We start from the raw sequence: 24,063 nt of genomic DNA on the forward strand, positions 1-24,063 counted from the left end.
AAGCTAGCCTCGCCCCATGCGGTTCCAGGCGTCCAGCCCGGCGATCTTGTAGGCTTCGGCCAGCGTCGGATAGTTGAAGGTGTTGTTGACGAAGAAGTCGACAGTGCCACCGAGATTGATGACCGCCTGGCCAATGTGGATGAGTTCGGTCGCGCCCTCGCCGACAATATGGGCGCCGAGCAGACGGCGTGTTTCGATCGAAAACAGAAGCTTCAGAAAGCCGGTGTTGACGCCCATGATGTGGCCGCGCGAGGTCTCGCGAAACCGCGCCACGCCGACCTCATAGGCTGCACCACTCTCGCGCACCTGCTCCTCGGACTGGCCGACAGTGGAGATTTCCGGCACGGCATATATGCCATAGGGAAAGGTTTCGGGCGGCGGCGGCAACGGCACGCCGAACGCGTGGCAGGCGGCCACCCTGCCCTGCTCCATCGAAGTCGAGGCCAGGCTCGGAAAACCAATGACGTCGCCGGCGGCATAGATGTTGGGCGCGCTTGTCTGGAACGTCTGCGGATCGACCTTGATGCGGCCCCTGGGATCGGCCTCAATGCCGACCGCTTCCAAGCCCAGGCTGCCGACATTGCCGGTACGCCCTGCAGCATAAAGCACCATCTCGGAACGTATGGTGCGGCCGTCGGCCAGCATCACCTCGGCATGATCGGGTTTCGAGGCGATCTCCTTGACGGCGCTGCCCAAGCGGATGGTCATGCCGCGGTCGCGCATCTGATGGATGAAGTCGTCGACGATCTCGCGGTCGACGAAATCCAACATGGTATTGCGCGGCTCGACCAGCGTCACCGACACGTCGAGCGCCGAAAAGATCGTTGCATATTCGACGCCGATGACGCCGGCGCCGATCACCGTCAGAGTGCGCGGCAGGCGGTCGAGCTCCAGCATCTCGTCGCTGTCGAAGATCCGTGTCTTGTCGAACGGCACGTCGCGCGGCCGGTGCGGCCGGGTGCCGACCGCGATCAGCGCATGGGCGAAGCCAACCTCGCTGTAGTCGCCGGTGTCGGTGGTCAGGCTGACCTTGTTGGGGCCGAGGAATTTTGCCGCGGCACGTGCGCTCTTGACCGTGTTGCGCATGAACTGGTGCTGCAGCACCTCGACCTCATGGTCGAGCGTCTTATGCAGGCGCTCGACCAGATCGCCAACCGAAATGTCCTGCTTGACCCGGTAGCCGCGACCGTAAAAGCCGCGCTCGCGCCAGCCTGAGAGGTTGAGCACCGTCTCGCGCAACGTCTTCGACGGGATGGTGCCGGTATGCACCGACACGCCGCCGAGGCGCCGGCCTCTGTCGACCACCAGCACCGACTTGCCGAGCTTGGCCGACTGCACCGCGGCGCGGCGCCCGGATGGGCCGCTGCCGATGACCAGCATGTCGTAGTCCATGTCGCCCCGTCCCCTCGGCTTGGCGCTTTTGTTGCGCCGCAGCAAGCTAACGCTATCCGCGCCACAAATTCAACAAGTCACAGACGGCGCCAAGTGCTCCGTCACCATCTACATGGTGGACGGCTCGATCTTGATTCCGCCGCGAACCTTCACCATTTCATCCACAAGCGGCCCCGTGCATTAACCCGGGTTCGATTACGAGGAAATGACATGAACGCTCGCGTTCTCGACGGCGAAATCATCACCAGCAGGCTCGAAGATATCAGCGCCTATGAGGGCGTACGCACGCGGCGCATTCTCGCCTTCTTCATCGATTATTTCATCGTGGCGCTGCTCACCATTCCATTCGCGATCCTGGTGTTCTTGTTCGGGCTGTTGACGCTCGGCCTCGGCTGGATGCTGTTTTCCATTCTCGTGCCAGCCGTCGCCATCCTCTACATCTGGAACACGCTCGGCAGTAAAGACCAGGCCACCACCGGCATGAAGATAATGGGCATCCGGCTCGACCGACTCGACGGCAGCCCCATCGACGGGCTGACCGCCGTCGTGCATTCGGTGCTGTTTTGGGCCGGCAATGTCATCCTTTCGCCGCTGGTCCTGCTGGTGAGCCTGTTTTCCGATCGCAAGCGCACGCTGCACGACCTGCTGCTCGGCACTGTCGTCAGCCGCAGCGGCCGCTGAGCAGACTTTTGAAGCGCGGCCGCAGCCTTTGCGCACAAATGTGAAGACGTCCAATCAACCAGGCTTTCACAATCCTGTTGAATTTTTCGGCTTCCGCGCCAAAGGTAGAGCGATTCGCAGGAGTGTTTCCAAGGCTCGATGACGCAGCACCCGACCCAGTCGCCGCAGTTCTTTCTGACCGCGCCCTCGCCATGTCCCTATCTCGAGGGCCAGTTCGAGCGCAAGGTGTTCACACACCTGGTCGGCGACAAGGCCCCGGAAATGAACGATCTGTTGACGCAGGGTGGATTCAGGCGGTCGCAGAACATCGCCTACAGGCCGGCTTGCGAGACCTGCCGCGCCTGTGTGTCGGTGCGCATCCTGGCGCAGGAATTCACCGCCAGCCGCAACATGAAACGGGTCATACAGCATAATTCGGATCTGGTCGGCGCCATGCACGACGCCGAGCCCTCCACCGAGCAGTATTCGCTGTTCCGCAGCTATCTCGACGCCCGCCATCGCCGTGGCGGCATGTCCGATATGACCGTGCTCGACTACGCCATGATGGTAGAGGATACCCATGTCGACACCAAGGTCATCGAATACCGTCGCCGCGGACCCGACAGCTTCATCACCGGCAAGGGCCAGGGCGAGCTGATCGCCGTGGCGCTCACCGACAAGATGGCCGATGGCCTGTCGATGGTCTATTCCTACTTCAACCCGGACTTCGAGGACCGCTCGCTCGGCACCTTCATGATCCTCGACCACATCGCCCGCGCCAGGGCGATGGGCCTGCCCCATGTCTACCTGGGTTACTGGGTCAACGGCTCGCGCAAGATGAATTATAAGATGCGCTTCCAGCCGCAGGAGCATCTCGGCCCGAAAGGTTGGGAACGCTACAATCACGAAGCGGTTTCGCGCTGATCTTCGCTTTCGGTATTCAGTCTTAAATTGTTTCGAGGAAGATGCCCGCTGGGCTTCCGGCCGATCGGCTGGAAACCGGGCAGGTCAATTTTGCGCCTCCAAGCCTACGCGAGAATTGCCGCATGTCTTCCCACAACGAGCACCAGAGAGGCCTTCTGATCACCGCCATCGGCGGGCTGACGCTGACGGTCGACATTCCGCTGATCCGGCTCGCCGATGGCGAGGCATGGACGATCCTGCTGTTGCGCACCGGTACGACCTTCGTCGCCACGCTCATCATCTGGGCCGTCTGGCGCTCGCTGAGCGCAAAGGCGCCGCAGCTTATCCCGGGCTGGTCAGGGCTCATCGTTGCCGCCCTCTACGGGCTCGGCTCGATCGCCTTCATCACCGGCGTCTACAGCACCTCGACCGCCAACCTCGTTTTCATCCTGGCGTTCACAACCATGTTCGCGGCCCTTTTGTCATGGCTGTTCCTGAAGGAGAGGCCACGGCCCCTGACGCTTGCAGCGCTGGCACTGATGATCGTCGGCGTGACGATCATTGTCGGCGATTCCGTTGGAACCGGACATCTCTTCGGCGACCTGATGGCGCTATGCTCGGCTTTCATGATCGCAGCGGCCATCACTATCTCGCGCGCAAGCGGCAAGGATATGGGTTTCACGGCGCTGATCGGAGTGGTCCTGCCGCTGGCCGTCGCCACCCTGATGGTTTCCAAGGTGGGTTTCCACGTCAACGCGCCGTGGTGGATCGTCTTCAACGGTGCCGTCATCATGCCGATCTCTTTCTTCTGCCTCGCCAACGGCCCGAAATACATCTCCGGGCCGGAAGTGGCGATGTTCTACCTGTTAGAAACCGTGCTGGCGCCGGTCTGGGTGTGGATGATCTTCGCCGAAACACCGTCGCGCAACAGCCTGATCGGCGGCGCGATCCTAATCATGACTTTGATCGGCCATTCGCTCTGGCAGTTGCACGAGGGGCGCAAACGCCGCGCCACGTTCGCCGTCAGTCACCCGGCCTGATTCTTTTTCGCGGCCGCGCGCTCGGCAACAATTTCGATCTGCGGCGGCGCGTCATCGTGCTCCGCCGGTTCGGCGGCAGCGAGTTCATCGGTCAGTTCCACTTCGCGCAGCCATTCGCGCCAGATTGCGACGAGCAGGGCCATCAGCACCGGGCCGATGAACAGGCCGAGAAAGCCCATTGTCTTGACGCCGCCGATCAGGCCGAAAAAGGTTGGCAGGAAGGGCAGCTTTATCGGCCCGCCGACCAGCTTCGGGCGCAATGTCTTGTCGACGATGAAGAGTTCGACCGCGCCCCAGACGAACAGCGCCAGCCCCGCCATCGGCGAGCCGCTGGCAGCGAGATAGATCGAGACCAGCGTGAAGGACAGGGGCGCGCCGCCGGGGATCAGCGCCATGATGCCGGTCAGCGCGCCGAGCGTCACCGGCGACGGCACGCCGGCCAACCAGTAAGCGATACCCAGCACCAGCCCTTCGCCGATGGCGATAACAGTCATGCCGGTCACCGTCGAGGAGATCGTCGCCGGCACCACGCGTGAGATCCGTTCCCATCTGGCCGGCAGGATGCGTTCGCCGAGGCGATCGACCTGTCCGGCGAAATGCTCGCCGTCGCGATAGGCGAAGAACAGCGCGATCATCATGAACAGCAGCGTCAGCAAAAGGCCGAAGGCGCTGCCGCCCGCGGCAAGCACGCCGCGGTAGATGCTGCCGATATTGGCGCCGCTGATCAGCTGGATCAGTTCGCCGATACCGCCAGGGTGGCCAACGTTAACCGTCCATTGTTCATTGAGCCATTCGCCCACCACCGGCATGGTGGCGATCCAGTGCGGCGTCGGCGCACCGTAGCGGTTGGTCTCGATCGACCAGTTGACCCATTCGCGCACCTCATTGATGGCGTAGGTGCCGGCAAGCGCGATCGGCACCACCAGGAAGGTTAGGATGAACAAGATCGCAAGCGTCGCCGCGATCGTGCGGTTGCCGCCGACGCCGGCGAGCAGCCGTCGGTAGAGCGGCCAGCTGGCGAAGGCGATCACCAGGGCGGCAAGGACCGGAAACAGGAAGCCGTGGAAGAAGTAAACGCCAGCGGCAACGATCAGCACCAGGAGCCAGCGCGCCGCCGACAGCGGCGGAATGACAGCGGCCCTGAGCGGCGTCGACAGGCCAAACAGGCGCTGCTGCCGCTCCGGCTTCTGTATCCTGACTTCCTTCAAGCTCCCAATTCTCCCTGGCCCATAGCGTCGCTTATGCACTGATATAGTGCAGCAATCGTGACGACATTCCAAATGATTGGGTAGAGCTGCTAATCTCCCCGCTTGAGGAGGAGATGGCCGGCAGGCCAGGGGGGTCGCCGAGCGTGAGACGCCAGCCTCCTCTGTCTGCGATACGTGAGGCGCCAGTCCCCTCCGTCTGCGATAAGGGTCGTGTCTGGACGTTCCGACCCCCTCTGTCGCCTTCGGCGACATCTCCCCCTCAAGGGGGGAGATACCGCTTCACCCGAACTTCCCCGTGCGCGGGAACCCCTTCGGCACCATGCGGCCGGCCGAGGCGCGGGCGCCGACCCATTCGGCAAGCTCGTCACGCGATTTGATGAAGGTGCGGTCTGCCGAATCCTGCCAGGACAGGCCGCTTGCGAGCGTGAAGGTCTTGAGGTCGAGGACGCCGCCATCCTTGTACTTCTGCAGGCGCACGCCCTTGCCGCGCCCCATCTCCGGGATCTCGGCCAGCGGGAACACCAGCATCTTGCGGTTCTCGCCGACGATGGCGAGATGGTCGCCGGCGACGCTCACGCAGCGCTGGGCCTCGTCGGGCGCCTTGACGTTCATCACCTGCTTGCCCTTGCGGGTGTTGGCGACGACTTCTTCTTCCGGCACGATGAAACCGTTGCCGTCATGCGACACCAGCAGCAGCTTGCGCTTGGGATCATGGACGAAGGCGGTGACGATATCCTGGTCGTTGTCCATGTCGACGATGATGCGGATCGGCTCACCATGGCCACGCCCGCCGGGCAGCCGGTCGGCGCCGATCGTGTAGAACTTGCCGCCGGTGGTGAAGACCAGCACCTTGTCGGTGGTCTGGGCATGGAAGGCGAGCTTGAGGCTGTCGCCTTCCTTGAAGGTCAGGGCCGAATGGTCGGTCAGATGACCTTTCATGGCCCTCAGCCAGCCCTTTTCCGAAACGACCACAGTGACCGGCTCGCGCTCGATCATGGCATGGGCGATATCGGTCAGGTCATGCTCGGGTGCGTCGGCGAACTCGGTGCGGCGTTTGCCGATGTCGGTCTCGGGCCCGTATTTCTGGCGAACATTGGCGACTTCCCACTTGATCGTCGCCCACTGCTTGGCGTCGGACGCAAGCAGTGCCTCGATCTGCTTCTTCTCGCCGGTCAGACCATTGAATTCCTCGCGGATTTCGAATTCCTCGAGCTTGCGCAGCGCCCTCAGACGCATGTTGAGGATGGCTTCAGCCTGGGTGTCGGTGAGTGACCAGCGGGCCATCATCACTTGCTTGGGCTCGTCCTCCTCGCGGATGATCCTGATCACCTCGTCGATGTTGAGGTAGGCAATCAAATAGCCGGCGAGGATCTCCAGCCGCCTCTCGATCTCGCCGAGGCGGTGCTTGGAGCGGCGGATCAAGACGTCGCGGCGGTGCTCCAGCCATTCCTTGAGCACACCTTTCAGCGACAGCACGTTCGGCACCTTGCCGCGCGACAACACGTTCATGTTGAGCGGAAAGCGGCTTTCGAGCTCGGTCAGCTTGAACAGCGATTCCATCATGATGCCGGGATCGACCGAGCGGCTCTTCGGCACCAGCACGACGCGGATGTCCTCGGCGCTCTCGTCGCGGATATCCTCGAGCAGCGGCAGCTTGCGTGCCATCAAGAGCTCGGCGATCTTTTCGATCAGCCTGGCCTTCTGGACGCCATAGGGAATTTCGGTGACGACAATGTTCCAGGTGCCCCTGCCCTGATCCTCCTGGCTCCATTTCGCCCTGACGCGAAAGCCACCGCGACCCGTTTCGTAGGCTTCGAGGATCGAGGCTCGACTGTCGACGATGATGCCGCCGGTCGGGAAATCCGGCCCCTGGACGAAGTCCATCAGCTTGGTGACGGGCGCATCCGGATGATCGATCAGGTGAAGCGCGGCGTCGCAAAGCTCGGCCGCATTGTGCGGCGGAATCGAGGTCGCCATACCGACGGCAATGCCGGACGAGCCGTTGGCAAGCAGATTCGGGAAGGCGCCGGGCAGCACCGCCGGCTCCTCGTCTTCCTCGTTGTAGGTCGGGCGGAAATCGACCGCATCCTCGGTGATGCCTTCCAAAAGCAGCGTCGACACTTCGGTCATGCGCGCTTCGGTGTAGCGCATGGCGGCGGCGTTATCGCCGTCGATATTGCCAAAATTACCCTGCCCGTCGACCAGCGGGTAGCGCATCGAAAAATCCTGCGCCAACCGCACCAACGCGTCGTAGATCGACTGGTCGCCATGCGGATGGAATTTGCCCATCACCTCGCCGACGATGCGGGCGCATTTGGCAAAACCCTGGTCGGGGTTGAGCCGCAACAAGCGCATAGCATGCATGATGCGACGATGCACCGGCTTCAATCCGTCGCGCACGTCCGGCAGCGCCCGATGCATGATGGTCGACAGCGCGTAGGCGAGATAGCGCTCTTCCAGCGCCTTCTTCAGATCGACCGGCTCGATATTGTCGCCGCCGCCACTCTCGGGCGGCAAAAGCCTTTTTCCCATGGGCTGGCACTAGCCGAGCGGGTGATTCGCGGCAAGAGGCACCAGTATGCCTCCTCCTAAAGCGCGTCGCGTTCGACCGGCCTCATGCGACGCTTTAGGTCCTTGTTTTGATGCATGTCGTCATCGCAAAACCGCTGCACACTTTGCGCGACATCCATTATGCAACGGGAATTGGGAGCGTCGCGACGCCGGCCAACATCAACCCGTTACATCCTGCTTCTATCGCAAGCCTGATGGATCGGGTTTGCCTTTAGCCGCGATTTTCGATCATTGTGCCGAGGCCCGCCTTTTTCCGGTCCAGTTCGTCGCCGAATGGTGACGACGCGACGATTTGAAAAGAATTTCAGGACACTCTCAGGGGAGCTCTCGATGACGATCAGGCACTCGACACTTATTAAAAGACTGGCTTTTTCGACCTTTTTGCTGACGCTGCCGCTGAATGCGGCATTCGCGCAGGATACCGCGGTCGCCGACCGGCTGAAGGCTGCCCTCGCCGCCCAGGGTGTCGACCTCTCCTGGACCGGAGTAACCGGCGACACCTCCAGCATGGTTCTGCAAGGCGTGGCGGTCAAACCGGCGGCCGAAAAGGAGGCGCTCAAGATCGGCGACGTCAAGCTCGAAGGGGTGACCGAAGCCAATGGTGGCTATCAAATCGCGACCGTGTCGACGTCGCCGTTCGAACATAGCGAGGATGGCGTCACGCTCAATCTCAGCCCCTTCGTCATCCACGACATGACGGTTCCGGCCGAAGGCGCAAGCGGCCCGCTGGGCTCGCTGATGATTTACAAATCGGCCGAGCTCGACAACATGACCGTCAAGGTGGCCGACAAGACCGCTTTCTCGATGGACGGGCTTGCCATCGCAATCACGCCGCCGGCCGACGGCAAGGCCTTGGCGTTTTCCGGCACCACGGAAAAATTCACTGCCGACCTGACACTGGTCGAAGATCCGAAGTCCAAGGAAGTCATCAACGCGCTCGGCTACCAGAACATATCGGGCAATCTTGAGATGGAAGGCACCTGGCAGCCTACCGACGGCAGGATGGACTTGTCGAAATACGAAATATCGGTCGACAATGCCGGCACGCTCGGCATGACCTTCGATCTCGGCGGCTACACGCTGAACGTCATCAAATCACTGCAGGAGATGCAGAAGAAGATGGCGGCGCAGCCCGAAGGCGCCGACAATTCGGCGCAAGGCATGGCCATGCTCGGGCTGCTGCAGCAGCTTTCGTTCAACAGCGCCTCGATCCGCTTCGATGATGATTCGCTGACCAAAAAGGTGCTCGATTATGCCGGCAAGCAGCAAGGCATGTCCGGCAAGGACATTGCCAACCAGGCCAAGGCGATCGTGCCCTTCGGCATGGCGCAGCTCAACAATCCGGAACTGACGGCGCAGGTTTCGGCCGCGGTCAACAAATTCCTCGACGATCCGCAAAGCATCGAGGTCTCGGCCGAGCCGCCGGCGGCGGTGCCGTTCGCGCTGATCATGGCGGGCGCCATGTCCAACCCGCTCGACCTGCCGAAAACGCTTGGCGTGACGGTTACGGCAAACGAAGACTGACCGAGATCCCAAAGCAAAAGCCCGGCAGCGATGCCGGGCTTTTTTATGAATCAACAGCATCGGTTCGGAGCGTTTCCTAAACCTCTTTCTTCGTCGCCACGACGCGCAGCGACAATTCGCGAAGCTGCTGCGGGCTGGCCTCCGACGGCGCGTTCATCAACAGGTCATAGGCCTGCTGGTTCATCGGGAACATCGTCACTTCGCGCAGGTTCCTCGCGCCGACCAGAAGCATGACGACGCGGTCGATGCCTGCCGCCATGCCGCCATGCGGCGGCGCGCCATACTGGAAGGCGCGGTAGAGGCCACCGAAGCGCTCCTCGACCGTCTCGCGGTCAAGCCCGACCGTCTCGAACGCCTTGACCATGGTTTCGGGCAGATGGTTGCGGATGCCGCCTGAGGCGATCTCGAAACCATTACAGACCATGTCGTACTGGAACGCCTTGATTCCGAGCAGATCCTCGCCGTTCAGCGCATCGATGCCACCTTGCGGCATCGAGAACGGATTGTGCGCGAAGTCGATCTTCTTCTCCTCCTCGTTCCATTCGAAGAACGGGAAGTCGACGATCCAGCACAATTCGAAGCGATCACGGTCGACAAGATTGAGCTCCTCGCCGGCGCGGCTGCGCGCCGCTCCCGCGAAGGAGACGAACTTCTTCGGATCGCCGGCGACGAAGAAGGCGGCATCGCCATCGGCAAGGCCGAGTTGTTGTCGAATCGCCTCGGTGCGCTCCTCGCCGATATTCTTGGCCAGCGGCCCGGCGCCTTCGAGCTTCTCGCCCTCCTTGCGCCAGAAGATGTAGCCGAGGCCGGGCTGGCCCTCGCCTTGCGCCCATGAGTTCATGCGGTCGCAAAAGGCGCGAGACCCGCCGGTCTTGGCCGGAATGGCCCAGACCTCGGCCTTCGGATCGTTGGCAAGGATGTTGGCAAATACCTTGAAGCCGGAATCGCGAAAATGATCAGAGACGGCCTGCATCTCGATCGGGTTGCGCAGGTCCGGCTTGTCGGTGCCGTATTTGCGCATGGCGACATCATAGGCGATGCGCGGAAACTTCTGCGTCACCGGCTTGCCGGCGGCAAAGGTCTCGAACACCCCCCGCATCACCGGCTCCATGGTGGTAAACACATCCTCCTGCTCGACGAAGCTCATCTCCACGTCGAGCTGGTAGAATTCACCCGGCAGACGGTCGGCGCGCGGGTCCTCGTCGCGGAAGCACGGCGCAATCTGGAAGTAGCGATCGAAGCCGGACACCATGATCAGCTGCTTGTACTGCTGCGGTGCCTGCGGCAGCGCATAGAAAGTGCCGGGGTGGATGCGCGACGGCACCAGGAAGTCGCGCGCGCCTTCCGGCGATGAGGCGGTCAGGATCGGCGTCGAGAATTCGGTGAAGCCGACCTCGCCCATCAGCTTGCGCATCTCGGCGATGATTTTCGTCCGCGCGAGGATATTCTTGTGCAGCGTGTCGCGGCGCAGATCGAGGAAGCGGTATTTGAGGCGGATGTCCTCCGGATAGTCCGGCTCGCCGAAGACCGGCAGCGGCAATTCCCTGGCCGCCGACAGCACTTCGATCTCGCGCGCGAAAACCTCGATCTCGCCGGTCGGCAAATTGGGGTTCACGGTGTCGGCGAGGCGCGCCTTGACCTCGCCGTCGACGCGGACGACCCATTCGCCGCGCAAGGTCTCGGCGATCTTGAAGGCAGGCGAATCCGGATCGGCGACGATCTGGGTCAGACCGTAATGGTCGCGCAAATCGATGAACAGCAGTCCGCCATGGTCGCGCACGCGATGCACCCAACCCGACAGGCGAACGGTCGAGCCGACATCGACCTTCCTCAACTGGGCACAGGTATGGCTGCGGTAACGATGCATTGTCATTCTTAAAGTCCGGATGTTGGGTTGCGGCCGAGGCATGATGGCCCAGCCTGAAAATTTGCGCGAAAAGCACATGAGAGGGTGCATTTGTCAAGGCAAGCGGCGGCTGGGCCGAGTTCGCGTTCTTCCCGCCCCTATCCCACCGGCATCAATTTATGCCAGAGGCGTCAATCTGAGTTCGCTGCTCTGTGCCGGCAGTTCAACTATGCACTCACCCCTTCACCCCGCCCGCCGTGAGACCGGAGACGATCTTGCGCTGTAAGATGAGAACGAGGACGACAAGCGGCACGGTGACGATCACCGATGCGGCCATGATGTTGCCCCACGGGATCTCGAACTGCGAGCTGCCGGAGAGCAGCGCGATCGCGACCGGCACGGTTCGCTGCTCGTTGCTGGAGGTAAACGTCAGGGCGAACAGGAACTCGTTCCAAGCACCGATGAAGGCGAGGAGCCCGGTGGTCGCCAGTGCCGGCCACATCAGCGGCAGGAAGACGCGGCTGATGATGATCCGGGGCGTGGCGCCGTCGAGGATCGCCGCTTCCTCCAGCTCGATCGGCAGGTCGCGAACGAAGGCGGTGAGCACCCAAACGGTGAACGGCAAGGTGAAGATCATGTAGGACAAGATTAGCGCGAACGGCGAATTGTAGAGGCCGAAGATGCGGATTAGCTCGAAAAGCCCGCCAACCACCGCCAATTGCGGGAACATCGAGACGGACAGGATGATGAGGAGCAGCGCCGAACGGCCTCTGAAGCGGATGCGCGCCAGTGCATAGGCAGCGGTGACGCCGAGGAACAGCGAAATGAAGACGACGGCGCTCGAGATGAACAGCGAGTTCACGAGGTTGCGCAGGAAAGTCCCCTCGGTGAATACGGTCCTGTAGTTGCTGAAGGTAATCGTCGTCGGCCAATAGTCGACCTGGAAGAGCGCGGTCCCCGATTTCAGGCTGGTGATGATGGCGTAGTAGAACGGGAACACCGCGACGACGACGATAACGGCGACGAGGAGGTAGAAAGCCGTGCGCTTGACGATCCACATGGTCAGTGGTCCCACATGATCAATAGTCCTTGTCCAGTCTTATCCGGCCGAGCCAAAGAACGAGCATGGTCAGCAGAGCGAGGATAAGGAAGAGCAACGTCGAGGCGGCGGAACCGTAGGCAAACTTGTCGAACTCAAACAGGCTCTCGCGGGCAAACACCGACATCGACTTGGTGTGTATGTTGTTTGGCGTGAGCACGTAGATCAGATCGAAGATGCGCAGGGCATCGAGACCGCGAAAGATCATGGCCACCATCAACGCCGGTCGGATGAGCGGCAAGGTGATCTTCCAGAAAACTTTCCACGCGCCGACGCCGTCGAGCTTGGCGACCTCGTAGATTTCTTGTGGAAGCATCTGCAGGCCGGCGAGAATGAGAAGCGCCATGAACGGGGTCGCTTTCCAGATGTCGACAACGAGGACGGCGACCATCGCCGTGTCGGCGCTGGCGGTCCAGGCGATTTTTGTACTGATCAGGCCGAGCTTGAGCAGGACGTCGTTGATGATGCCGAACTGGTCGTTGAGCATCCACTGCCACATTTTCGCCGAGACGATCGTCGGGATGGCCCAAGGGATTAGAATCGCGGCGCGCACGATGCCGCGGCCGCGAAACCTCGTGTTGAGCACCAGCGCGACGATCATGCCGAGCACCGTCTCGCAGGTCACCGAAATCACCGCGAAGCGCACGGTGTTCCAGACGGCGCGCCACCAGACCGGATCGGCGAGCAGCCCGTCGTAGATGACGCGGCCGCTCGGCATTTGCACGACGGAGAAATAGTTGGCGAAACCAACCCAGCGGCGGGCTTCGAGGTCGGCGAGCGAGGCATCGGTGAAGCCGAAATAGATCGTGCGCATCAACGGCCAGCCGGCAACGGCGGCGAGCACGATGAGCGTCGGGGCAAGCAGCAGCCATGCCGAGCGCGCACGCTGACGCGCCAGCATCGAGCCTGAGCGCGGCGAGGTCACCAGGCGGTGCCTTTGAGCCTGGTCAAGGAGAACTCCACATCGGCAAGGTTGTCGGCGGCCGTGCCCTCGCCGGAAATGGTGTTGTGGACGGCGGTCCAGAACTCGCTCGATGCCTCATTGTACCTGCTCTTGGCTTGGGCCGAGGGACGCGGCACCGCGTTGAGGACGACTTCCTTCCAGCGCGGAATCACCGGCTGGGCGCTGGCGATGTCGGCATCGTCATAGAGTGCCTGGATGGTCGGCAGATATGCCCCCTTCAAGGCGCGGTACTTCTGCATCTGCGGCGAGGCGATCCATCTGACCAGATCGATCGCTGCATCCGGGTTCTTCGAATATCTGGAAACCGCGAGATTCCAGCCGCCAAGCGTTGCTGCCGGGCGGGCGCCCTCGCCCGACCCCGGCGGCAGCGTGGTCACCTCGAACTTGCCTTTGATGGGGGAGCTTTCGCTGTTGCCAAGCGCGTAGGCATAGGGCCAGTTGCGCATGAAGACGGCGTTGCCGGTCTGCCAGACTCCGCGCGACTCTTCTTCCTGATAGGCCAGAACGCCGGGCGGCGAGATGGTTCCCACCCAGCTCCTCGCCATTTCCAGCGCCGCAACTGCTTGCGGATTGTTGATGGAGATCGTGCCGTCCGGCTCGATAATCTGGCCGCCGCCGTTCGACTTCACCCATTCGAGTGCATCGCAGGTCAGCCCCTCATAGGCGTTGCCCTGGAAAACGAAACCCCACATGTCCTTGTTGCCGGCCGCGCGCTCCTTGTCCATGACAAGCTTGGCGGTATCGGCAAGTTCAGCCCAGTTGGCCGGGACCCTGGCGCCGTATTTGTCGAGGAGATCCTTGCGGTAGTAGAGCGCCGGAGCGTCGGTGAATATCGGCAAGGCGACCAGCTTGCCGTCCACGGTCTGCGATTTGATGATCGATGGGAAATGGGTGCCAACGACATCCTTGGTCGCTTCGGTCAGGTCGATGAACTGCCTTGCAAGCTGGGGGGCCCAGATGATGTCCGTTTGATAGACGTCGACGTCGCTGCTTCCGGCGGCGAGCCAGAGCCGGTATTGGCCAAACTGGTCCGTCGCCGAGGGAGGCAGCGGAACGACGCTAACCTTATTGCCGGTCTTCTTCTCGTATTGATCGAGGATCTCGCGAAGGATTCTCTGGCCGTTGCCGGTATCGCCGGATACCATGGCGAGGTCGACAGCCCGCGCCGGCCCGGCCGCCAGAACTGCGGCCATGGCAAATGCCGCAAATGCGGGATGAAATTTCATGACGGCGGACCTCCCTTTGGAGCTTCAGGCCGGGCAGCAGAAACCACATCGATGCCCAACACCGTCTCCGCACACCGCCAGCTCACAAGACGCGTATTCGCCCCACCAGCACTGAACTACAAAGATACGCCTTGGTTCCAACACGGAGGGTCCGGCGCCACGCGGCAGCCCCCCGCTGGCCCCAACGCCGCCGGGAATTGCCGCTGGTATTGGCGAAGGCGATGGTTCAAGAAGGGATCAACGACAGGCTTTCCTTCATGTCTTCCATCCGCCCGCTGATCCCCCTCCTGATCGCCGCCGGCATCCTGCTCGGCGGCAACGGCCTGCAGAGCACGTTGATTGCGCTGCGTGGTGCGCAGGAGGGTTTTCCCGCTTCGTCGATCGGCTTGATGGGCACGTTCTATTTCGCCGGCTTTTTGCTCGGCTGCCTTGCCGTGACGCGCATCATGAAGTCCGTCGGCCATGTGCGCGCCTTTTCGGCACTGGCGGCGATCGCCTCGGCGGGGACGCTGCTTCTGGTGCTTGTCATCGATCCGGTGATGTGGTGCGCCGTGCGCTTTGCCGGCGGGTTCTGCTTCGCCGGCTTGTTCACAATAATGGAAGCCTGGCTGAATTCCGGCGTCACCAACACCGACCGGGCGCGGGTGCTTGCCATCTACCGGATGGTCGACATCGGCTCGGTGACGGGCGCCCAGTTCCTGATCCCGATCTTCGGCGCCGGCGGCTTTGCCATCTTCGCCATCATGTCGATGATGATCACCGTTTCGCTGGTGCCGGTGTCGCTCGGCGACCGCTCCAATCCGACGCCGCCGGACGACGTCAAGCTCGATTTGGCGCGCGTCTGGCGGATCTCGCCGCTCGGCTGCTTCGGCTGTATCGCCGTCGGCGTCACAAACAGCGCCTTCCGCACCCTGTCGCCGGTCTATGCCGAGCAGATCGGCATGTCGGTCGCCGACGTCGTCACCTTCGTCAGCGTCGGCATTTTCGGCGGCGCTATAATCCAATACCCGCTCGGCTATCTCTCCGACCGCTGGGACCGGCGCTCGGTGCTGCTGATGACGACGTGCTGTGCGATGGTGGCGGCACTGGCCCTGGCATTCGTGGCAGGCGGCAGCCCGTTCCTCAACTTCCTGCTCGTCTTCATCTTCGGCTGCTTCGCCATGCCGCTCTATTCGCTGTCGGCGGCGCATTCCAACGACCGCGCCGACAAGGGCGAGTTCGTGCTGATCAACGCTGCCTTGATGCTGTTTTATTCCTTCGGCGCCATCGGCGGGCCGTTTGCAGCCTCGACGGTGATGCAATTTTTCGGGCCGAGCGCGCTGTTCGTGTTCAGCGCCACCGTCTATGCGATCTTCGTGGCCGTCATCCTTTACCGGATGCAGGCGCGCTCCGCCGTGCCGGCCACCCATCGCAGCCGTTTTACGGCGCTGTTGCGCACGTCTACGGTTTTTGCCCGGTTGGCGAAGCGGAATGCCGATCCCGATGAACCCGCAAAGCCTGGATAGAGGTGCTTGCGCTTGACGAAAGCGCGCGCGGCTGAAATTGAAAGAGACCCTATCCCTTGCCAAAAGCGATTTGATGCACGTCATCACCACTCAGAAAGAACTCGAGACCGTTATTGCCGCTTTCGAAAAGGCGGAATTCGTCACCGTCGATACCGAATTCATTCGCGAAACGACCTTCTGGCCGATCCTGTGCCTGATCCAGATGGCAGCGCCCGGGGTGACGGCGCTGATTGATCCGCTGTCGCCCGACATCGACCTGAAACCGTTCTTCAGGCTGATGGCCAACGAGGCGATCGTCAAAGTCTTCCACGCGGCGCGGCAGGACATCGAAATCATCGTGCATCTCGGCGATCTTGTGCCGCATCCGGTGTTCGACACCCAGGTCGCGGCAATGGTCTGCGGCTTCGGCGACAGCGTTTCCTACGACCAGCTGGTGCAGCGCATCACCGGCGCGCGGCTCGACAAGTCCTCGCGCTTCACCGATTGGCGCCACCGTCCGCTGTCCGAAAAGCAGCTCGACTACGCGCTCGCCGACGTCACCCACCTGATCGAGGTCTACAAGCATCTCAGCGCCGAGCTGGTGCGGGAAAACCGCGCCCACTGGCTGAACGAGGAGATGGACGTGCTAACCTCGCGCGAGACCTACGATCCGCATCCCGAGGATGCCTGGAAGCGGCTCAAGATGCGGCTGCGCAAGCCGCAGGAACTGGCGATCGTGCAGGCGGTGGCCGCCTGGCGCGAACGCGAAGCGCGCGAGCGCGACGTGCCGCGCGGCCGGGTGCTCAAGGACGATGCGATTTATGAAGTGGCGCAGCAGGCGCCGCGCGACGCTGCGGCGCTGAGCAAGCTGCGTACCACGCCGAAGGGCTGGGAGCGCTCGTCGACGGCGACGGCACTGCTAGGCGCGGTAAACGCTGCCCTTGCCCTGCCCAGGGAAGAGATGCCGAAGCTGCCGAAGAGCTTCCAGCCGCCGGAGGGGTCGAGCGCCGCTGCGGAGTTGCTGAAGGTGCTGCTGCGGATCGTCGCCGAAAAGGAGGGCGTCGCATCCAAGGTACTCGCCTCCAGTGACGACATCGACCGCATCGCTGCCGAGGGCGAGGAAGCCGACGTGCCGGCATTGCAAGGCTGGCGGCGTGCCGTCTTCGGCGAGGCCGCGCTCAAGCTGGTGCGCGGCGAACTCGCCATCAGGTTCGACAAGCGCAAGATCGCGGTGTTCGATTTGTAGCCTTGAGCTTGCTCAGACTAAGCCGAGCAGATGCAGCGCCAGCCATATCCAGCCAAGTGCGAGAACGACCGCGCCCAGGTAGAATGCCCTGCTGCGCAGGATTAGCCGATTGCTGGTCAAGTGGACCGATGCGTGAAGATAGCGGGAGACGACAAAGATCCACATCAGTGCCAAAGTCAGATAATTGACGCCATTGGTCACGTGCAGCGTCAAGCATAAGACGTAGAAAAGCACCGGCAGTTCGAACTGGTTGCTCAGATTGTTGGCGACGGTGATACTGGACCCAGGCTCCGTCGAGCGCGTCTTGAACTGGCGGGTCTTGGCTTCGCCCGATCTGACCGCGCCATGGCGGCGCCGGCCCATTACGACATAGACGATATAGACCAGCAGCACCTGCGCCAGCATCGGCCAGAAGATCGCGGTCTGGTTCAAGACGCCCCCTGTCGTTGTCACCCAGCCTTCAAGGCCGTTTCTGAGCCATCAGAATGAAAGCCGCAATGACGGTCACTGGTATCGCCAGCAGGGCGAATTTGGTGACGATCAGCGCCGAGGCGAAGGATAGCGAATCCGGATTGGCCGACAGAAAATCGGACAAAAGACGAGCCACGGCGATGTTCTGGGCATAGTCGGCAAGCGTGTACGGCAGCACCAGCACAGCTGCAAATGCCGCCTGCGTTTGCGCAGGCAGTGCATGGAAATTCTTCAGCCGCCGGCCCGTGGCCAGGATCAGGCTGACCATCGTCAGCGACAGCAGCGCCGGAAACAGCAGGTCGAAGGTCAGGTAATGCCAGACGAGGATAATCTCGCTGCCGCGCCGGCCGAGAGCCGTTAGCCAGGCCATGCCCTCATCCGGGGTGAAACCGGCATAGCGCATGTCGAGCGACGGCAGACCGCCGCTCAATCGGCGAAAATAGAGGAACTCCATCGCCGTCATGATGATGAAAACCGCCACTGTGGCGACACTGAGTGCGGCCGCGTGGCGCGACAGCCGCAGGATCATTGCCGCCAGATTGCGCCAAGACGCATGGCGATCAGGCTCCGCCAGGATAATTCGGGCTTTCGCGGGTAATCGTGACGTCATGGGCGTGGCTTTCACGAAGTCCGGCATTGGATATCCGCACAAAAGTGGCGCGCTCGCGGAAATCGGCAAGGTCGCGGCCACCGACATAACCCATAGCGGCTTTCAGGCCGCCTGCAAGCTGGTGCAGCACGCCAGACACAGGTCCTTTGTACGGCACCTGCCCTTCGATGCCTTCGGGGACCAGTTTCAGCGTGTCGCGCACCTCGGCCTGGAAATACCGATCGGCGGAGCCGCGCGCCATCGCGCCGACCGAACCCATGCCGCGATAGGCTTTGAAGGAGCGGCCCTGATGCAGATAGACCTCGCCGGGGCTCTCGTCGGTGCCGGCCAGCAGCGAGCCAATCATCGCCGCGCTGGCCCCGGCGGCCAGCGCCTTGGCGAGATCGCCCGAATATTTGATGCCGCCATCGGCAATGACCGAAACGCCCGATTTCTGCGCCGTCTCGACTGCCGACATGATTGCCGAGAGCTGCGGCACGCCGACGCCGGCGACGATGCGGGTGGTGCAGATGGAGCCTGGTCCGATGCCGACCTTGACCGCGTCGGCGCCGGCATCGATCAGCGCCAAGGTGCCTTCCGCGGTGGCGACGTTGCCGGCCAGGATGCGAACCGAGTTGGACAGCTTCTTGGCCCGCGTCACGGCATCCAGAACGCGCTGCGAATGACCGTGCGCGGTGTCGATCACCAGAAGGTCGACGCCGGCGTCGATGAGGCGCTCGGCCCGCTCGAAACCGTCATCGCCGACACTGGTGGCGGCGGCGGCGCGCAAGCGCCCCTGCGCATCCTTGGTGGCGTGCGGGTTGAGCTGCGACTTCTCGATGTCCTTGACCGTGATCAGCCCGACGCAATTGCCGTCCCGATCGACCACAACCAGCTTCTCGATGCGGTGCTGATGGAGCAGCCGCTTGGCCTCGTCCTGATCGACGTTCTCCTTGACCGTGATCAGGTTCTCGCGGGTCATCAGCTCATAGACCTTTTGCGCCGGATCGGACGCGAAGCGGACGTCGCGGTTGGTCAGGATGCCGACGAGCCGGTCGACCGTGTGGCCGCCGGTGCCGCCGTTCTCGACCACCGGAATGCCCGAAATGCTGTAGGTGCGCATCAGACCCAGCGCATCGGCAAGCGTCGCCTCGGGACCGATGGTGACAGGGTTGACCACCATGCCGGATTCGAATTTCTTCACCTGCCGCACCTGCTCGGCCTGTTCGGCCGGCGAGAAATTGCGGTGGATGACGCCTATGCCGCCGGCCTGGGCCATGGCGATGGCGAGTCGCGCCTCGGTGACCGTGTCCATGGCGGCCGACAGGATCGGCACGTTGAGGTCGATGTCGCCGGCGATGCGGGTGCGGATGTCGGTCTCGCCGGGCATGACCTCGGAATGACCCGGCTGCAGCAGCACGTCGTCAAAGGTCAGCGCCAACGCGCCGGTGGACGTCTCGATGATTTTTGCCATGGCCAGCCCTCGGAATGCAGGAAGGCGCTCGCCCTGATGGACAGCGCCGACTCGTCTTCTTCCCTTTCAGGATTGGCGCTGGCTCGTAACACGTCCCGTCGCCGTTGAAAAGCCGATGGTTGTGTAGTGGCAAAGCTGCATTTGCCGCAGGTGCTGCACGACTTGCGGTCGCACAAACGTGACGGCAAATTAATGCGACATCCGGGCCAAGCCATGATAACCGCCCTATCTGTCGGTTTGGCCCCCAAGGCCGGCAAGCAATCGCGACGCACATTTCAAGGCCGGATCCATCGTGAACCGCACCATTCCGCTCATCCTGGCGGTCGCTCTCTTCATGGAAAACATGGATTCGACCGTCATTGCGACATCGTTGCCGGCGATCGCCATCGACATCCACAGCAGCCCGATCGCGCTCAAGCTGGCGCTGACCGCCTATCTGGTATCGCTGGCGATCTTCATTCCGATCAGCGGCTGGATGGCCGACCGCTTCGGCGCCAAGAATGTCTTCCGTGCCGCGATCGCCGTGTTCATCGTCGGTTCGGTCGCGTGCGCCATTTCCAATTCGCTGCCGGCTTTCGTGGTCTCACGCTTCCTGCAAGGCATTGGCGGCGCCATGATGACGCCGGTCGGACGCCTGGTGCTGGTACGCGCGACGCCGAAAAGCGAACTCGTTGCCGCCATGTCGTGGCTGACCGTCCCGGCTCTGGTCGGCCCGCTGGTCGGCCCGCCAATAGGCGGCTTCATCACGACCTATTTTTCCTGGCACTGGATTTTTCTGATCAACGTGCCGATCGGGCTGATCGGGATCTGGCTGGCCATGCGTTTCCTGCCAAAGACCGACGCCGCGCAGACGCCGCCGCTCGATTTCACCGGTTTCGTGCTTAGCGGACTGGCGGCATCGGGCATCGTGTTCGGCCTGTCGGTGGTCAGCCTGCCGGCTCTGCCGCCCGTTGCCGGCTTTGTCACCGTAGCCGTCGGTCTGGCGTCGGCGGTACTCTATCTGCTGCACGCGCGGCGCGCCAAGAATCCGCTGCTGGCGCTCGAGCTGTTTCGCAATCGGGTGTTCCGCTCGTCGGTGCTCGGCGGCGGACTGTTCCGCATCGGCATTGGTGCCGTACCGTTTCTTTTGCCGCTGATGTTCCAGATCGGTTTCGGGTTGACGCCGTTCCAGTCCGGCATGATCACCTTCGTCTCGGCAATCGGCGCCATAGGCATGAAATTCGTCACCGCGCTGATCTTCAGGGTCGCCGGCTTCCGCCGTGTGCTGATTTCAGGCTCGCTCATCGCTGCCGCGTCCATCGCCGTCAACGGCCTGTTCACACCCGACACGCCCTATGGGCTGATCCTCGCCATGCTGCTCGCCGGGGGCTTCATCCGCTCGATGTTCTTCACCGGCATCAATGCGCTTGCCTACGCCGAGATTTCGGCCGCCGACACCAGCAAGGCGACGCCGATCACGGCGGTGTTCCAGCAGTTGGCGATCGCGCTCGGTGTGGCGCTGGCCGGCGGCATCCTGGAAGTGTCGACCACGATCCATGGCGGCCCGTTGACGCTGGCCGACTTTCACACCGCCTTCTTCATCGTGGCGGCGGTGTCGGCGGCGGCCTCGCTGTCGTTCATGCGGCTGGCGCCGGACGCCGGCAATGCCGTGTCTGGACATGGCCGACTGACACCGCCGAAGACGCTGGAGCCGGTGAGCCCGCCGGGGAGTTGACCTTTCCTCGTGCTTACGGACGCCGGAGGGACAGCGCCTCCCTCTGGCCTGCCGGCCATCTCCCCCACGAGGGGGGAGATCGGACGTGACGTCGTTTTTCGCCAATCTCCAGTGTTGCAGGATTAGGCGGCGCGCCGAAGCTGCCAATCTCCCCCCTCGTGGGGGAGATGTCCGGCAGCACAGAGGGGGCGCGAAGGACCGCTACAGAGCGATTTTTCACGCCGTGCCGTTTCCGCCTTTAAAATCTTTCGCCAAGAGATAGAGCTCAACCGATTCGTCGCGCGAGGCCGGCGGCTTGACGTGATGGACCGAGCGGAAATTCCGCTTGAGTCTCGCCAGCAATTCGTTCTCGGCGCCGCCCTGAAACGTCTTGGCAAGGAAATGTCCGCCCGGCTTCAATACCGACAGCGCGAAATCGGCCGCCACCTCGCACAGATGCATGGTGCGGATGTGGTCGGTCCGCTTGTGGCCGGTGGTGGGTGCGGCCATGTCGGAGAGCACGATGTCCGGCTGACCGCCCAGCGTCTCGGCCAGCTTCTCAGGCGCCTGCGGATCGAGGAAATCCATCAGCAGCACCGGCGCGCCCGGCACCGCGTCCATCTCCAGGTAATCGATGCCGACGACGTTCGGGTGTTCCGCGGTAGATTTGGTACGTGCGGCGGCGACCTGGCACCAGCCGCCGGGTGCCGCACCAAGGTCGATCACCTTCATGCCGGGCTTGAGCAAATGGTGCTTGTCGTCGATCTCGATCAGCTTGTAGGCGGCGCGCGAGCGATAGCCGTCGGCCTTCGAGCGCTGGACATAGGGATCGTTGATGTGGCGCTGCAACCAACGGCGCGACGATTCCTTCAAGCCGCTTTTCTTCTTGATCTTCGTCTTCAGCACGCGAATGCCGGCGGAGCTCGGTCTTTCCGGTTTTTTGGTCATTGCTTGATTACTTGTTTGAGCATGATCTTGTCCGAAAACCGGCAGCCACTTTTCGGGATCATGCTCTGCCTCGCCCGCTGTTGCGCCAGACGCCGTCATCGGCCATCAACTCGCTCAGTATGCCCTCGCGCAGGCCGCGGTCGGCGACACGCAGCCGTTCGGACGGCCAGACGGCGCGGATCGCCTCCAATATGGCGCAGCCGGCCAGAACCAGGTCGGCGCGGTCGGCGCCGATGCAAGGGTTGGCGACGCGCTGCTGGAAATCCCAGCCGACCAGCTTTTCGACCATGCGGTCGACGCTGTCGCGATCCATCCACAGCCCGTCGACGCGGCGGCGGTCATAGCGTTCGAGATCGAGATGGACGCCGGCAAGCGTCGTCACTGTGCCCGATGTGCCGAGCAAATGGAATTTCGGGCTGGACAGGAGGTGGCTCAGCCGGTCGCGCCCGTCGAAGGCGCGCAGCCGCATTGCGACATCCTCGACCATGGCGCCAAAGATCTCGCGTGTCACCGTGCGGCCGCCAAAACGCTCGGCCAGCGAGACGACGCCGACCGGCAGCGACGTCCACGAGACGATATGGTTGGCAAGCCTTGGCGAGCGCTGACCGGTGAGGTCGATCAGCGCGATTTCGGACGAGCCGCCGCCGATGTCGAACAGCACGACGCCTTGCGTGTCGCGCTCGACCAGCGAGCCGCAGCCCGACACCGCCAGCCGCGCCTCGGTCTGGCGGTCGATGATCTCGAGCTTCAGGCCGGCCTCGCGCTCGACGCGCTCGAGGAACTCGACGCCGTTGGCGGCGGTTCGGCAGGCCTCGGTGGCGATCAGCCTGGCCTTCCTGACCTTGCGGTTGCGCAATTTGTCACCGCAGATCTTCAGCGCCTCGACCGCACGGTCCATCGCGGCCTCGCCAAGCCGACCATTGGCGGTAAGGCCCTCGCCCAGCCTGACGATGCGCGAGAACGCATCGATGACGCGGAACTGGCCATGACGCGTCGGCACCGCGACCAGCAGACGGCAATTGTTGGTGCCGAGATCGAGCGCCGCAAACACCGGCAATTCCTGCAGCGGTGGCGGCGTGCGGGCACCTTGCTCCGGCCTTGCCGGGGCTGAGGGCGGAGGCGCATAAGCCGCTGGCTGGGGCGGACGCGCGGCCGGGGCCTCGTTGGCGGCGGGCAGCGAAGCGCCGGCCGCCAGCGGACGAGCCTCGTCGCGTGCGAAAACCTTGCGCCCGCGCCGGCGCTTGCGCCGCTTCTTGGGTTTGCCGTTCTGATGCGGGCCGTTCTGACCCTTGTGATCGTGGGACGTGTCGCCAGCCTGTCCATTGCCGGACCGGGGCTGCACCTGACGGCCGTAGCGTCCGGCGGATGGGCTTGCCTGGCCGGACGGCGGCGGCGAACCCCTGGACACGCCCACTTCCGGCGCGCCAGCGCCGGCGTCGTGGTCTTCCACTGTCGTTCCTTCCGGCGCCGCGCGAACCGAGACCGGACGCAGCAGGCGCTTTTACATGTTCAAGTTGCCGCCAGACTATCAGCGCACGGCCGGGTCACCAAGAGTGCTCGCGGCGAATTTTGCCGGCGGCATGAAAGCCGGCGACGTCGGTGACCCCTTCTCCCCTTGTGGGAGAAGGTGGCCGAGCGAAGCTCGGTCGGATGAGGGGTGCTGGACGGATCGCGGCATTGAAGATGTAACCCCTTCAAATCATCCTATTTTTTCGAGCCGAGCTC

19 protein-coding genes are annotated in these 24,063 nt (G+C 62.8%); 7 read left to right on the forward strand and 12 right to left on the reverse strand.

From position 1 onward, the window contains the following. Positions 1-3: 3 nt before the first annotated feature. On the reverse strand, positions 4-1,392 hold the full coding sequence (sthA, locus tag NKJ17_RS16370) for a Si-specific NAD(P)(+) transhydrogenase (RefSeq protein ID WP_352506526.1): 1,389 nt from the start codon (positions 1,390-1,392) through the stop codon (positions 4-6). Between the two features lie 210 nt (positions 1,393-1,602). On the opposite strand from sthA, the gene NKJ17_RS16375 reads away from it, so the two are divergent. From NKJ17_RS16375 to NKJ17_RS16385, 3 genes are all read left to right on the forward strand, one after another. Continuing rightward, the gene (locus tag NKJ17_RS16375; RefSeq protein ID WP_352506527.1) at positions 1,603-2,073 is read left to right on the forward strand and encodes an RDD family protein; all 471 of its coding nucleotides are present in this window, start codon (positions 1,603-1,605) and stop codon (positions 2,071-2,073) included. Positions 2,074-2,211: 138 nt separating this feature from the next. Beyond that, positions 2,212-2,976: an arginyltransferase gene (locus NKJ17_RS16380; protein ID WP_023717252.1), complete on the forward strand. Its 765-nt coding sequence runs from the start codon at positions 2,212-2,214 to the stop codon at positions 2,974-2,976. A gap of 122 nt (positions 2,977-3,098) precedes the next feature. Continuing rightward, entirely contained in the window at positions 3,099-3,995 is an 897-nt protein-coding gene (locus NKJ17_RS16385) for a DMT family transporter (protein ID WP_352689398.1), read from the forward strand. Here the strand turns inward: NKJ17_RS16385 and NKJ17_RS16390 are convergent. Beyond that, positions 3,983-5,203, reverse strand: a complete 1,221-nt coding sequence (locus NKJ17_RS16390; RefSeq protein WP_352689400.1) for an AI-2E family transporter — start codon at positions 5,201-5,203, stop codon at positions 3,983-3,985. The two genes, NKJ17_RS16385 and NKJ17_RS16390, sit on opposite strands and share 13 nt — an antisense overlap. Positions 5,204-5,482: 279 nt before the next feature. Continuing rightward, entirely contained in the window at positions 5,483-7,735 is a 2,253-nt protein-coding gene (gene parC / locus NKJ17_RS16395) for a DNA topoisomerase IV subunit A (protein ID WP_352689401.1), read from the reverse strand. A 369-nt stretch (positions 7,736-8,104) separates the two neighbouring features. On the opposite strand from parC, the gene NKJ17_RS16400 reads away from it, so the two are divergent. Continuing rightward, on the forward strand, positions 8,105-9,298 hold the full coding sequence (locus tag NKJ17_RS16400) for an aq_1923 C-terminal domain (RefSeq protein ID WP_352689402.1): 1,194 nt from the start codon (positions 8,105-8,107) through the stop codon (positions 9,296-9,298). A gap of 76 nt (positions 9,299-9,374) precedes the next feature. Here NKJ17_RS16400 and aspS read toward each other — a convergent pair whose 3' ends face one another. From aspS to NKJ17_RS16420, 4 genes are all read right to left on the reverse strand, one after another. Then, positions 9,375-11,165 carry an aspartate--tRNA ligase gene (aspS, locus tag NKJ17_RS16405; protein ID WP_352689433.1) on the reverse strand — a complete coding sequence of 597 codons (1,791 nt, stop codon included), beginning with the start codon at positions 11,163-11,165 and terminating at the stop codon, positions 9,375-9,377. Between the two features lie 214 nt (positions 11,166-11,379). Further along, the gene (locus tag NKJ17_RS16410; protein WP_352689403.1) at positions 11,380-12,204 is read right to left on the reverse strand and encodes a carbohydrate ABC transporter permease; all 825 of its coding nucleotides are present in this window, start codon (positions 12,202-12,204) and stop codon (positions 11,380-11,382) included. Between the two features lie 19 nt (positions 12,205-12,223). Next, the gene (locus NKJ17_RS16415; protein ID WP_352689434.1) at positions 12,224-13,144 is read right to left on the reverse strand and encodes a carbohydrate ABC transporter permease; all 921 of its coding nucleotides are present in this window, start codon (positions 13,142-13,144) and stop codon (positions 12,224-12,226) included. Positions 13,145-13,164: 20 nt separating this feature from the next. Continuing rightward, the gene (locus NKJ17_RS16420) at positions 13,165-14,433 is read right to left on the reverse strand and encodes an ABC transporter substrate-binding protein (protein WP_352506532.1); all 1,269 of its coding nucleotides are present in this window, start codon (positions 14,431-14,433) and stop codon (positions 13,165-13,167) included. A gap of 257 nt (positions 14,434-14,690) precedes the next feature. On the opposite strand from NKJ17_RS16420, the gene NKJ17_RS16425 reads away from it, so the two are divergent. Both NKJ17_RS16425 and rnd read left to right on the forward strand, forming a co-directional pair. Further along, complete coding sequence (locus NKJ17_RS16425) at positions 14,691-15,938, forward strand: MFS transporter (RefSeq protein WP_352689404.1); 1,248 nt, start codon at positions 14,691-14,693, stop codon at positions 15,936-15,938. Positions 15,939-16,011: 73 nt separating this feature from the next. Beyond that, entirely contained in the window at positions 16,012-17,163 is a 1,152-nt protein-coding gene (rnd, locus tag NKJ17_RS16430; protein ID WP_352506534.1) for a ribonuclease D, read from the forward strand. Positions 17,164-17,175: 12 nt separating this feature from the next. On the opposite strand, the gene NKJ17_RS16435 is transcribed toward rnd, so the two are convergent. The 3 genes from NKJ17_RS16435 to guaB are packed head-to-tail and all read right to left on the reverse strand — an operon-like array spanning position 17,176 to position 19,697. Then, positions 17,176-17,595 (reverse strand): MAPEG family protein, encoded by a 420-nt coding sequence (locus NKJ17_RS16435; RefSeq protein ID WP_352506535.1) that lies wholly within the window; start codon positions 17,593-17,595, stop codon positions 17,176-17,178. A gap of 28 nt (positions 17,596-17,623) precedes the next feature. Next, a complete protein-coding gene (locus tag NKJ17_RS16440; protein WP_352506536.1) occupies positions 17,624-18,163 on the reverse strand; it encodes a hypothetical protein in 540 nt (179 codons plus the stop codon). Positions 18,164-18,194: 31 nt separating this feature from the next. Next, a complete protein-coding gene (gene guaB / locus NKJ17_RS16445) occupies positions 18,195-19,697 on the reverse strand; it encodes an IMP dehydrogenase (RefSeq protein ID WP_352689405.1) in 1,503 nt (500 codons plus the stop codon). 292 nt (positions 19,698-19,989) lie between these two features. Here guaB and NKJ17_RS16450 point away from each other — a divergent pair, with 292 nt between their 5' ends. Next, positions 19,990-21,411, forward strand: coding sequence for an MFS transporter (locus tag NKJ17_RS16450; RefSeq protein ID WP_352689406.1), 1,422 nt, complete (start codon positions 19,990-19,992; stop codon positions 21,409-21,411). Positions 21,412-21,627: 216 nt separating this feature from the next. Here the strand turns inward: NKJ17_RS16450 and NKJ17_RS16455 are convergent, their stop codons facing one another. Both NKJ17_RS16455 and NKJ17_RS16460 read right to left on the reverse strand, forming a co-directional pair. Then, positions 21,628-22,338: an RlmE family RNA methyltransferase gene (locus NKJ17_RS16455; RefSeq protein ID WP_254817516.1), complete on the reverse strand. Its 711-nt coding sequence runs from the start codon at positions 22,336-22,338 to the stop codon at positions 21,628-21,630. A 58-nt stretch (positions 22,339-22,396) separates the two neighbouring features. Beyond that, positions 22,397-23,788, reverse strand: coding sequence for a Ppx/GppA phosphatase family protein (locus NKJ17_RS16460; protein ID WP_352689407.1), 1,392 nt, complete (start codon positions 23,786-23,788; stop codon positions 22,397-22,399). Positions 23,789-24,063 lie beyond the last annotated feature (275 nt).

It is taken from the genome of Mesorhizobium sp. M0208 (assembly GCF_040322015.1).
Taxonomy (GTDB): domain Bacteria; phylum Pseudomonadota; class Alphaproteobacteria; order Rhizobiales; family Rhizobiaceae; genus Mesorhizobium.